An 11521-nucleotide genomic window follows, 5' to 3' on the forward strand; every position below is an offset into this window, starting at 1 on the left:
AGTGAATGCAGAACGCCGACGACCGGGGGCTCGTTCGGGTGAGGTGACCGATGAGCGGGGGGAGGAGCAGCGCTTCGAGATCGTCCGACATCGCGAGCCGGAAGACGGCGGCGTCGCGCGCGGGGTCGAAGGTGCGCTCACCGACGACCGCCGCGTGGACGCGATCGAGCCCCGACCGCACGACCGATTCGAGGTTCTTCGCCTTGGCGGTCGGAGCGACGCCGCCGGGCGCACGCACGAAGAGCTGATCGCCGAAGAGCTTGCGCAACCGCGCGAGCGACGCGCTCACCGCCGCCTGGCTCATGTGCAGGCGCGCAGCGGTTCTCGTGACGCTGCCCTCCTCGAAGAGGACCGCGAACACCACGAGCAGGTTGAGGTCGACCCCGCGGAGTTCGGCGATCGGATCGTCGTCGAACGAGCGCATCAGAGCACGGCCATGACGTCGATCGCGTACGGGAGGATTCCGGTACGGGGGTGGCAGTTCACGTACTCGAAGCCGGTGCTGCGTGGCAACGCGAAGACCTCGTGCCACGTCACGACGGTCCGCGCGTCGCCGTACTCGCGGTTCTTCTCGATGGCGTGCCGGTAGATCGCGAGATGGGTGGGGTGACTCGCCGACCACGTCTCGAGGCTCTCGAAATCGTGGAAGTGGCCGAGCACCGACGTCTCGCGCAGCGGTTCGAGGGTGTCCGGGTCGAGGCTCGTCATGACGCGGAGCGAGAGCGTTCCCGTCTCGGTGGGATTGTCCGCGAGATAGCGCATTCCGGCCATGAGCTTGGGCTGCAGGGCGTCCTCGTAGTCCGAGCGCTGCTCGCCCTCGGCGCCCTGCCAGTACTGGCCCGACCGGATCACCGTCGTGTTGTGGCCGCACTCGGCACGCACCCGCATCCGGCGTGTGTCGACGGGATTCTCCCGCGCGGTGAGTGGCCCTGCGGGCTCGAGCCGGTCGATCGCCGTCACCGGCATCCGGTCGCGTGCGGCGCCGAAATAGCCGTTCGTCGTCATCGACATCATCTCGGTGCCGGCGCACGCCGCGAGACCGAACGGGCGGCGCGGGTCCGAGTAGACGGTCTCGACGCGATCCGTCGGCACCTGGATCACCTCGTGCCACGCCCCGAAATCGATGCTCTCGGCGTCGAGCCCGGCGAACCAGCGGGGGAGGGGATCCTCGGCGAGCCACCGCGCGTGCGCCGTCGAGTCCTTCCAGTAGGCGAGGTGGACGAGGTTGTAGAAGCCAGCGTCGTCGATGAACGACAACAGCTCCCAGGCCTCGGGAGCCCACGGCGAGTCACCCCGATCCGCCGCGACGAGCGACAGGAACTGCTGTGCGCCTGCGGAATCCGGGACGGAACACTGCACCGCCAGGTAGTCCGACGTCACGAGCGACGTCGGGTTCCCGAAGGACAGCGTCCATCGCGGGGCCCGGGGAGTGTGCCCTTCCGGGCGCCTCGCGGGAACGGATCGGGGGTACTCGCTGTGCCACGTCATGCCGAGACGGAGTCCTTTCGCGTCGGGTTGCTGCGGACCGAGGTCCTGCGGAACGGCCATCCGACCGCACCGAGATCGCTGCCCTTCGTCTCGCGGACGAGCAGGCCGCCGATGATCGCGAGCGTCGAGAGCACGCCGACCCAGAGCCAGAACGCCCACCCGATGTCGTTGCCCGTGAACCACGTCAGCAGGTACGGCGTCGTTCCGCCGAACAGGGCGACCGACACCGACGTCGCGAAGGCGACGCTCGTGGCACGCGACTTGGTCGGGAACAGCTCGGAGATCAGCGCCGGGTACATGCCGGCGCCCATCGCCCAGATACTCATGCCCACGGCCTGTGCGACGAAGAGCGTCCACGGCTGATCGCTGATGAGCAGCGAGAGCGGGTAGTAGACGAGCAGCGACACGACGCCGTACGCGATGACCATGGGGCGACGGCCGATCCGGTCGGAGGTCGCTCCCCAGAACACGAGGGCGCCGAGCGCGACCGCCTGTGCCAGCAGGCTCGCGACGAACGCGCCGTTCGGGTCCATGTCGTGCGTGGAGATCGCGAACGACGACGCGTACGTCGCCCAGATGTAGTAGGCGCAGTTGTGGCCGCACGCGAGCAGGATCACGAGGATGCCGAGCTTGAGATTCGATGACGCCGGCAGCGGCGCCTCGTCGGGGCCGGCGGCGATCTCGCCGTGGAAGTTGTCGGTCTCCTCCGCGGTGCGGCGCAGCACGAGCACGAACAGGCCGAGCAGGCCGCCGATGACGAAAGCGACGCGCCAGCCGTAGTCCGCCGTGCCGTCCTCGCCGAAGACGGCCGTGAACACCGCGCCGAGTGCGGTCGCGAGCATCACGCCGAGCGTGACGGCGAAGAACACCGAACTCGACCACAGGCCACGGCGCTGCGGCGGCGCGATCTCGGAGACGTAGGTGTACGAGACACCGGATTCGCCGCCGTGCGCGAAGCCCTGCAGCAGGCGGGCGATCAGCAGCAGGACCGAGGCCCAGACGCCGATCGTCTCGTAGCCGGGGACGAGCGCGATCATGAGGCTCGCGAGTGCCATCGTGCTGATCGTCGCGACGAGCACGGTCTTGCGGCCGTGGCGATCGGCGATCTTGCCGAAGAAGAGGCCGCCCAGCGGCCGGGCGAGGAAGCCGACGGCGAACACCGCGAGCGTCGACAGCAGCGCCGACGACGGATTGCTCTTGTCGAAGAAGTGGGCTGCGATGTACGTCGAGAAGATCGCGTACAGCGTCCAGTCGAACCATTCGAGGATGTTGCCCGCGACGGCGGCGCGGAGCGAGCGGAACCGCGACTGCCCGCTCATCGGGGCGGTGACCGAGCCGGCGCGAGCCGTGCTCGCCGTGGGCGCGGATTCGGAAGTGGATGACACGTTCGTCGGCCTCCTCGCGCCGAGGCGGCGCGTCGTGCGGGCGGTGGGTGTGCCGGACGCGTCGTCGGGTCCAGTGGAACCTGAACATAGTGAGGCAACTTGTTTCAGAAAAACAAATAGTGGTGATGGTGATTATCGACGACGTCGATGTTCCCGGAGCCGTCCGGCCTGCACGAACGAAGAGCGCCCCCGTCGTGACGGGAGCGCTCTTCGGGGTGGTGGGGCGGTGTGGCCGCGCCTACTCCGGCGCGGCGAGATTCATCTCGTCCGGATGTGCGCCGAGGCGCGTGCCGTCGTCGAGTGTCGCGATCTCGCTCAGATCGAGGTCGTCGAGTTCGAAGTCGAAGACGTCGATGTTCTGTGCGATGCGCTCGGTGTGCACCGACTTCGGGATCACGATCAGGCCGTTCTGCAGGTGCCAGCGGATGAGGATCTGCGCGGGAGTCTTGCTGTGCCGGTCGGCGATCCGCGCGATGATCGGGTCGCCGAGCAGAGTGTTCGGCTTGGAGTCCTTGCCCCAGCCGGAGTTGCTCGTCCCGCCGAGCGGGCTCCACGACTCGACCGCGATGCCGTGATCGCCGGCGAACGAGCGCACCGCGGGCTGCGTCAGGTGCGGGTGCAGTTCGACCTGATCGACGGCGGGCAGCGTCTTGCCGGCCTCGACGAGCAGCCGCAGGTGATGCGGCTCGAAGTTGCACACGCCGATCGATCGCGCGCGGCCCGACGCCGCGATCTCCTCGAGCGCGTCCCACGTCCGCAGGATTCGCTCGGAATCCTGGAGCGGCCAGTGGATCAGATAGAGGTCGACGTAGTCGAGTCCGAGCTTGTTCAGGCTCGTGTCGAACGCCGCGAGCGCGGCGTCGTGGCCCTGGTCGGCGTTCCACAGTTTGGTCGTGACGAAGATGTCCTCGCGAGGGACCGACGCCGCCGCGAGTCCGCGTCCGACACCCTCCTCGTTGCCGTACGCCGCGGCGGTGTCGATGTGGCGGTAGCCCGCCTCGTCGATCGCGAAGCGCACCGCGGTCTCGGTCTCCTCGTTGCCGGCCTGCCAGACTCCCAGGCCCAGCTGCGGGATCGTGTGTCCTGAGTTCAGCGTGATCGTGGGGATGCTCATGTCTCCAGGCTAACGAGGACACGCCGTACACCGGGACGAGTCGTCGTGGCAGCATGCAGGCGTGAACGACATCCGGCTGGTCGCCACCGACCTCGACGAGACCCTCCTGCGCTCCGATCACTCCGTCTCGGCCCGTACCGCCGCGGCCCTCGCCGCCGCCGAGGGGGCCGGAATCGAGATCGTGTGGGCGACCGCCCGGGCGCGGCACTCGGTGGGCGCGCTCGCGGCCGAGGCCGGATTCCGCGGCCTCGCGGTGTGCGCGAACGGTGCCGTCGCCCTCGATCTCGCCGACGGGACGCCGGTGATCACGAACACGATCGACATCGAGATCGAGGCGGCAGCCGCGGCGATGGCGGCGGTGCGCGAGCTGCTGCCGGGTGTCGTCTTCGCGAACGTCGGGCCGACGACGTTCGTCGCCGAACCCAGCTACGCCGGGCTGTGCGAGTTCGTCGACCACTACCGTCACCCGCACGAGATGGATCTCGCCGAGACGCTGCCGTCGATCGCCGAGCCGATGGTGAAGATCGTCGCGCGCCACCCCGACGTCCCCGCGTCGGAGCTGTATCGGCTGGTGCTCGCCTCCGCACCGACCGGCGTCGCCGTCACGCATTCGGGCGCGCCGTACATCGAGATGGCGGCGGCCGGCGTCTCCAAGGCCGCCGCACTCGCCGAACTCGTGCACCGTCGCGGCCTCACCGCCGCGAACGTCGCGGCGATCGGTGACGCGATCAACGACGTCCCGATGCTCGAATGGGCGGGGACGGCGCTGTGCCCCGCCACCGCGATGCCCGAGGTCCGTGCGCTGGCCGACCGCATCCTGCCCGGCAACGACGACGACGGCGTCGCACAGTATCTCGAGGAACTCGCTGCCCGCTGACGTGTTGCTCCACAGGCGAAGCCTCCTCCACAGCGGCGCCGTCGTCCGTGGTCGCGGCTCACCGGAATTCGTCACGATGTGGGTATGGACGTGCCTTCACCTTTCCTGCGGCGGTCGCAGGCCCTCGCCGCAGGTTTCACCGACCACGAGCTCCGGACCGCGCTGGGCCGCGGCGAACTCGTGGCGCTCCGACGGGGAGTGTTCGTTCCGCGCGAGGTGCACGACGCCACGGACGAGATCGAACACCACCGCCTCGCCGCCCTGGCCGCGAGCGACGAGAGCGAGGGCGTCTTCAGCCATGTGACGGCCGCTGTCCTGCACGGACTCGCGGTGTGGGACCTCCCGCTGAAGAGACTTCACGTGACCGTCGGCGGTGGATCGCACGGAAAGGCAACGGCGAGGCGGGTCGTCCACGCGGCGCCGCTCGACGAGTCCGACGTCGTCACGATCACCGGCGTCCGGGTGACGTCGGTGGCCCGAACCGTCGTGGACCTGGCCCACACCGTCGGCTTCGAGCAGGCGGTCGTGACCGGTGACGCCGCGCTGGCGCGAATCAGTGCGCACGAACTGTCGGACGCGACCGAGCGCCGGACGGGACGACGCGGGGCACCGGCTGCTCGCCGGGCCCTCGCATTCCTCGACGGGCGTAGCGAGAGCGTGGGCGAATCACGCAGCCGGGTTCTCCTGCACCGCGCGGGCTTTCCACCGCCCGAGCTGCAGCACAGAATCCACACGGTGCAAGGAGAGTTCATCGGTCGTGTGGACTTCGCGTGGGAAGAGTTCGGTGTCGTCGGTGAGTTCGACGGGTTCGCGAAGTACGGCGAGGGCAGGGATGCGTTCGAGGCGCTGCGTCGTGAGAAACACCGTGAGGACGCACTGCGCGCGGCGGGGTGGGTCGTCGCACGGTGGACGTGGGAGCACCTGGACCGTCCCGACGCGGTGGCGCAGCGGATCCGCTATGCCGTCGCTGCCGCGTCCGGCCGCCGGACGCTCCCCGATTCACCCTCACGCTGACCCTGGTGAGGGAGCGCGAACGCGAATCGGGGAGCGTCAGCGGACCTACTTGCCTCAGAGACCGGCGGCGGTGGCGAGGGCCGGGAGGTAGGTGCTCGGTGCACCGAACAGGTGGGCGCTGCCGTGGGCACGCTTGAAGTACAGCTGGGCGTCGTGCTCCCACGTGATCGCGATGCCGCCGTGCAGCTGCACGGCCTCGGCGGCGACGTGCTCGAACGCCTCCGAGCAGTACACCTTCGCGATCGCGGCGTCCTCTGCGGTTCCGGACTCCGCCGCCGCGTACGCCATCGACCGCGCCGTCTCGACGAGCGCGTACATGTCCGCCATCCGGTGCTTGAGCGCCTGGAACGAACCGATGGCACGCCCGAACTGTTTGCGCGCCTTGGTGTACTCGACGGTCTGCTCCAGGATGCCTGCCGCGGCACCGACCTGTTCGGCGGCTAGGGCGACGACGGCGTCGGTGCGCACCCGTTCGGCGAGGTCGCCGGGCGACGCGAGCGGCCGGCCCCGCACCCCGGACAGCGTCACCTCGGACAGCGACCGCGTCGGATCCATCGTCGCGACGCGGCGCCGCGTCACGCCGGCGGCCGCCGGGTCCACCTCGTACAGTCCGCCGTCGGTGAGGACGAGGAGCGTGTCGGCGATATCGCCGCCCAGCACGTAGTGCGCCGTTCCGTCCAGCACGTCGTCCGACGCCGTGACGCCGTACCCGTCCCAGCCGCTCTCGTCGGCCCAGCACACGGCGAGGGTGCGCTCGCCTGCCGCGACCGCGGGCAGCAGCCGGGTGCACGCGTCGTCGTCATCCGAGTGCACCAGGGTGCGGACGCCGAGCACCGCGGACCCGAGCATCGGCGACGGCGTGAGCCGCCGGCCCAGCTCCTCCTGGACCAGCGCGATCTCGGCCATTCCGGCGCCGACGCCGTCGTGGTTCTCGGGAACGGCGAGGGCGGCGACGCCGATCTGCCCGCACAGCAGCGACCACACGGCGGGGTCGAAGCCGTGCTCGGCGGCGATCGCCTTGCGCACCGCCGCCGAGTCGGAGTGCTTCGTCAGCAGATCACGGACGGCGGACCGCAGCGCGTCGTGCTCGTCGCCCATGGTGCTCACGACGCCACCGCCAGTGCGACGCGCTCGCGGTGCCATGCGGGCGTTCCCCATGCGGTCACGAGGGCGCGAACCTTGGTGAGCCACAACGAGAGGTCGTATTCCTGGGTGTAGCCGATCGCGCCGTGGACCTGCAGCGCGATCCGCGCCGCCCGATACGCGGCGTCGCCGCACGCGACCTTCGCGGCGGAGATGTCGCGGCCCGACTCCGGGTCGCGGTCGCGCAGTGCGACGGCGGCGCCGTGCAGCAGCGGCCGTGCCATCTCGATCCCGACGGCGACCTCGGCGAGGTGATGTTTGATCGCCTGGAACGTACCGATCGCCGTACCGAACTGCTTGCGCGACGTCGCGTACTCGGTGCTCGTCTCGAGCAGATGTCCACCGAGACCGAGCAATTGGGCCGCCGTAGCGAGTGCGCCGTGATCGATCGCGGACGCGACGTCGGCGCCGCCGAGTTCCTGCTCCGCCGTGACTCGGAAGAGGCGGCGCGCGGGATCGACCGAGGGCTGTGGATCGCCGGGCGCGGCGAGTGCGACGCCGTCGCCGGACGCGAGCAGGACGAGGCTCGCGGCGTCGGCGTCGAGCGCGAACGGCACGACCGGAGGGGCGGCGACCGACACCAGCGAGCCCGACGCCACGGCGCCGAGCCGGTCGGGTGCTCCCGCGAGCAGCACCGGCGCGGCGGCGATCGTGTCGGCGACCGGGCCCGGCACGGCGTGACGGCCGAGGTGCTCGACGGCGATCACCATGTCGACGGCGTCGGCGCCCATGCCGCCGTGATCGTCGTCGACGAGCAGCGCCGTGACGCCGGTCGCGGCGAGCTTGTCCCACACGGCCAGACCCGGCGCGGTGTCACCGTCGGCCCACGATCGCGCCGCTGCGGGGACGTCGGACTTCGCGAGCAGCGCGCCGATGCTGGCGGCGAAGTCGCGATGGTCGGGTGAGGGCGTGAATCTCATCGGGCCGCCTTCGGTAGGCCGAGCAGCCGCTCGGCGATGACGTTCTTCTGGATCTCGTTGGTACCGGCGTAGATCGGTCCCGAGAGCGAGAACAGGAAGCCGTCGGTCCACGGCCCTGCGAGTTCGGCCTCGGGGCCGAGGAGGTCGAGCGCGGTCTCGTGCGTCGCGATGTCCCAGTCGGACCAGAAGACCTTGTTGATCGACGATTCGGCGCCGAGACTGCCGCCGTCGGCGAGCCGCGTGACGGTCGCGAACGTGCTGAGCTGATACGCGCGAGCGCCGATCCAGGCATCGGCGACCTTCTCCCGCAGCCGTGTGTCGGCCGGGTCGGCGTGCGTCCGGTAGAGCTCGATCAGCCGGTCGACGGTCGCGAGGAAGCGGCCCGGGGCGCGCAGCGAGAGGCCGCGCTCGTTGCTCGCGGTGCTCATCGCGACGCGCCAGCCCTCGCCGGGAGTGCCGATGACGGCGGACTCGCCGGGCCGGTCGGGATCGTCGGGGACGAAGACGTCCTCGAGGAAGATCTCGGCGAATCCGGGCTCGCCGTCGAGCTGGGCGATCGGGCGGATCGTGACGCCGGGCGACCGCAGATCGAACATGAAGTACGTGATGCCCTTGTGCCGCGGCGCGTCCGGGTCGGAGCGGAACAGCCCGAATCCCCAGTCGGCGAAGCTCGCTCGCGAGCTCCACGTCTTCTGTCCGTCGAGTACCCAGCCGCCGTCGACGCGGCGTGCCGTCGAGCGCAGGCTCGCGAGGTCGCTGCCGGACTCCGGCTCCGACCACGCCTGCGCCCAGATGTCGTCGGCGCGGGCCATACGCGGCATGATGCGCGAGAGTTGTTCGGGGTGAGCGTGTTCGAAGAGCGTCGGGGCGAGCAGGAAGATGCCGTTCTGGCTCACGCGTCCCGGTGCGCCGCTGCGGTGGTACTCCTCTTCGAAGACGACCCACTGCAGCAGCGAGGCATCGCGCCCGCCGAGCTCGCCGGGCCACGAGACGACCGAGAGCTTCGCGTCGGCGAGGGTGCGCTCCCATTCGCGGTGGGCCTCGAAGCCCTCGGCGGTGTCCATCGAGGGCAGCGGCGAGGCGGGAATGTTCTCCCGCAAGAACGCTCGCACCTCGTCACGGAACGCGAGCGTCGCGTCGTCGAGTGTCAGATCCACTGTTTCGCTCCTTCGGAGGCGGCGGTGCGTCCGCTCGCGGCCATCGACTTCGCGTCCTGACCGCCGAGCGGGTCGGTGTCGATCTCGGCGTTGTGGGCGTGCGCGAAGTGATGCAGACCGAAGACGGAGTCCATGCCGTTCCGCATCCCCATCTGGTCCTCGCACTGGTTGACTGCCTTCTTCGTGAGCGCGAGCCCGAAGCGCGGCATCGCCGCGATGCGCGCGGCGATCGCGAAAGTCTCGGTCTCGAGGTCGTCGCGCGGGACGACGCGGTTGACCATGCCGACCTCGTACGCGCGCTGCGCCCCGAACCGGTCGCCGGTGAAGAGCATCTCCTTCGCGAACCGGGGTCCGACCATCCACGGATGTGCGAAGTACTCGACACCGGGAATGCCCATACGTACGACCGGATCGGAGAAGAACGCGTCGTCGGACGCGACGATCATGTCGCACGACCACGCGAGCATGAGCCCGCCCGCGATGCACGCGCCCTGCACCATCGCGATGGTCGGCTTCGGCATCTCGCGCCAGCGACGGCACATTCCGAGGTAGACCTCGGTCTCACGTGCGAATCGCTGGTCGCCGCCGGGCTTGTCGACGTGATCCCACCACAGCGTCGCCTTGTTGTCGTAGCGCACGTGATGATCGCGGCCCGGCGTTCCGATGTCGTGGCCGGCGCTGAAGTGTTTTCCGTTGCCCGCGAGCACGATCACCTTGACGTCGTCGTCCTCGATCGCACGCTCGAACGCGGCGTCGAGTGCGTACGTCATCACCGAGTTCTGCGCGTTGCGGTAGTCGGGGCGGTTGAGCGTCACGACGGCGACGTGATCGCGCACCTCGTAGGTGACGACGTCGGGCTCGTAGGGGACTGTCACGACTTCTCCTCACGCAGAACGTTCTTGAGTACCTTCCCGGACGGGTTCCGGGGTAGCGACGGGACGAACCGCACCGAGTGCGGCACCTTGAACTTGGCGAGCCGCTCGCGTGCGAACGAGAGGACGTCGTCCTCTGTCGCGTGCTCGCCGGACCGCAGCACGACGTAGGCGAGCCCGAGCTCACCCATCCGGTCGTCGGGGACGCCGACGACGGCGGACTCGGCGATCGCGTCGTAGCGGGCGAGGGCGTTCTCGACCTCGGCCGGGTAGACGTTGAATCCACCCGAGATGTACATGTCCTTCAGCCGGTCGGTGATCGCGAGATACCCTGCCTCGTCGAGGGTTCCGACGTCTCCCGTGTGGAGCCAGCCGTCGGCGTCGATCGCGGCGGCGGTGGCGTCGGGGTCGTCGAGGTAGCCGAGCATCACGTTCGGGCCGCGGACGAGGATCTCGCCGTCGTCGCCGATGCGCACCTCGAAGCCGCCGGTCGGGCGTCCCGACGTGGTCGCGACGGTCACGGGATCGTCGTCGGTGCGGCACATCGTCACGACGACGGCCTCGGTCTGTCCGTACGCCGTGATGACGGCGTCGAAGCCGAGTTCGGCCTGCATTCGTTCGACGAGCCGGACCGGGACGATCGGGGCACCGGTGATCGCGACCCGCAGGCTCGCGAGGTCGTGGTTCGGGCGATCGGGATGGTCGAGGATCGACTGGAAGATCGTCGGTGCGCCCGCGAGGATGCTGATCCGCTCCGCGTCGGTGGCAGCCATGAGCGCGGGCACGTCGAACACCCGCATCGGGACGACGGTGGCGCCGCGAAGCAGGCACACGACGATGCCGGCCTTGTAGCCGAAGGTGTGGAAGAACGGATTGATGATCAGGTAGTTGTCGTCGGCGGTGACGGCGGCGCAGTCGGCCCACGAGTCGGCGATGTCGACGGTCTGCCGCTGCGCCGAGAGCACTCCCTTGCTGCGGCCCGTCGTGCCGGACGTGAAGAGGATGTCGGCGACGTCCTCGGGCCCGACGGCGGCGGCGGTCTCGCGCGCGAGCGCCCGCGACTCGTCGGTGGCGCTCGCGACGAAGTCGGCGTAGTCGATCACGCCGGCGGCCGGTTCGTCGCCGCCGTCGACGGGAATGCGCACGACGATGGGGATCGTGAGGCCGGGGGCGGCCTCACGCAGCGCGGCGTGGCGGTCGGTGCCGAGGAAGTGCCCGGCGACGACCAGCATGCGCGCGTCCACGCGTTCGACGATGTCGGCGGCCTCCACGCCGGTGTAGCGCGTGTTGACGGGCACGACCGCGGCGCCTGCGCAGTGGGCGCCCAGCAACGCGACGATCCAGTGGTACGTGTTGGGCGACCAGATCGCGATCCGGTCGCCGGGACGGACGCCGTGGCCGATCGCGGCGGCCGCGAAGTCGTGCGCGGCGTCACGCAGTCGTGCGAACGTCAGGCGAGTGTCTCCGTCGGCCACCGCGATCCGGTCGGCGAAGACGTCGGCGGCGTTGTCCAGCGCCGCGGGTGTCGTTCTCGGGTTCTCGGTCACTTCG

The 11521-nt window shown here is 69.9% G+C and carries 11 protein-coding genes; 2 read left to right on the top strand and 9 right to left on the bottom strand.

The annotated features are described in order from the left end of the window. From RR1_RS10465 to RR1_RS10480, 4 genes are all read right to left on the bottom strand, one after another. A partial coding sequence (locus tag RR1_RS10465) for a LysR family transcriptional regulator (protein ID WP_010840339.1) occupies nt 1–424 on the bottom strand: 424 nt, incomplete at its 3' end. Next, the gene (locus RR1_RS10470; RefSeq protein WP_040775592.1) at nt 424–1488 is read right to left on the bottom strand and encodes a phenylacetaldoxime dehydratase family protein; all 1065 of its coding nucleotides are present in this window, start codon (nt 1486–1488) and stop codon (nt 424–426) included. The genes RR1_RS10465 and RR1_RS10470, both read right to left, overlap by 1 nt. Then, nucleotides 1485–2873, bottom strand: a complete 1389-nt coding sequence (locus tag RR1_RS10475) for an MFS transporter (protein ID WP_051111337.1) — start codon at nt 2871–2873, stop codon at nt 1485–1487. Before RR1_RS10475 ends, RR1_RS10470 begins: the two co-directional genes overlap by 4 nt. 238 nt (nt 2874–3111) lie before the next feature. Beyond that, nucleotides 3112–3987 (bottom strand): aldo/keto reductase, encoded by an 876-nt coding sequence (locus tag RR1_RS10480; RefSeq protein WP_010840336.1) that lies wholly within the window; start codon nt 3985–3987, stop codon nt 3112–3114. 61 nt (nt 3988–4048) lie between these two features. Between RR1_RS10480 and RR1_RS10485 the strand changes: the two genes are divergently transcribed. Both RR1_RS10485 and RR1_RS10490 read left to right on the top strand, forming a co-directional pair. After that, entirely contained in the window at nt 4049–4864 is an 816-nt protein-coding gene (locus tag RR1_RS10485) for an HAD-IIB family hydrolase (RefSeq protein ID WP_010840335.1), read from the top strand. Between the two features lie 84 nt (nt 4865–4948). Then, a complete protein-coding gene (locus RR1_RS10490) occupies nt 4949–5878 on the top strand; it encodes a hypothetical protein (RefSeq protein WP_010840334.1) in 930 nt (309 codons plus the stop codon). Between the two features lie 54 nt (nt 5879–5932). Here RR1_RS10490 and RR1_RS10495 read toward each other — a convergent pair whose 3' ends face one another. From RR1_RS10495 to RR1_RS10515, 5 genes are read right to left on the bottom strand one after another with little or no spacing between them, the layout of a single operon-like run. After that, a complete protein-coding gene (locus RR1_RS10495; protein ID WP_010840333.1) occupies nt 5933–6976 on the bottom strand; it encodes an acyl-CoA dehydrogenase family protein in 1044 nt (347 codons plus the stop codon). Between the two features lie 5 nt (nt 6977–6981). Beyond that, nucleotides 6982–7941 (bottom strand): acyl-CoA dehydrogenase family protein, encoded by a 960-nt coding sequence (locus tag RR1_RS10500; RefSeq protein ID WP_010840332.1) that lies wholly within the window; start codon nt 7939–7941, stop codon nt 6982–6984. Then, nucleotides 7938–9098 carry an acyl-CoA dehydrogenase family protein gene (locus tag RR1_RS10505; RefSeq protein ID WP_010840331.1) on the bottom strand — a complete coding sequence of 387 codons (1161 nt, stop codon included), beginning with the start codon at nt 9096–9098 and terminating at the stop codon, nt 7938–7940. Before RR1_RS10505 ends, RR1_RS10500 begins: the two co-directional genes overlap by 4 nt. Next, complete coding sequence (locus tag RR1_RS10510; RefSeq protein ID WP_010840330.1) at nt 9089–9973, bottom strand: enoyl-CoA hydratase; 885 nt, start codon at nt 9971–9973, stop codon at nt 9089–9091. Before RR1_RS10510 ends, RR1_RS10505 begins: the two co-directional genes overlap by 10 nt. Further along, nucleotides 9970–11517, bottom strand: coding sequence for a FadD3 family acyl-CoA ligase (locus RR1_RS10515; RefSeq protein ID WP_010840329.1), 1548 nt, complete (start codon nt 11515–11517; stop codon nt 9970–9972). Before RR1_RS10515 ends, RR1_RS10510 begins: the two co-directional genes overlap by 4 nt. Between the last annotated feature and the right edge of the window lie 4 nt (nt 11518–11521).

The sequence above is a fragment of the Rhodococcus rhodnii NBRC 100604 genome (assembly GCF_001894925.1).
Lineage (GTDB): Bacteria > Actinomycetota > Actinomycetes > Mycobacteriales > Mycobacteriaceae > Rhodococcus_F > Rhodococcus_F rhodnii.

Bases quoted from the DNA above. Each gene is read 5' to 3' on its own strand.
- RR1_RS10490 (WP_010840334.1), top strand. From the start codon at position 4,949: ATGGACGTGCCTTCACCTTTCCTGCGGCGGTCGCAGGCCCTCGCCGCA.
- RR1_RS10470 (WP_040775592.1), bottom strand. From the start codon at position 1,488: ATGACGTGGCACAGCGAGTACCCCCGATCCGTTCCCGCGAGGCGCCCG.
- RR1_RS10495 (WP_010840333.1), bottom strand. From the start codon at position 6,976: ATGGGCGACGAGCACGACGCGCTGCGGTCCGCCGTCCGTGATCTGCTG.
- RR1_RS10500 (WP_010840332.1), bottom strand. From the start codon at position 7,941: ATGAGATTCACGCCCTCACCCGACCATCGCGACTTCGCCGCCAGCATC.
- RR1_RS10480 (WP_010840336.1), bottom strand. From the start codon at position 3,987: ATGAGCATCCCCACGATCACGCTGAACTCAGGACACACGATCCCGCAG.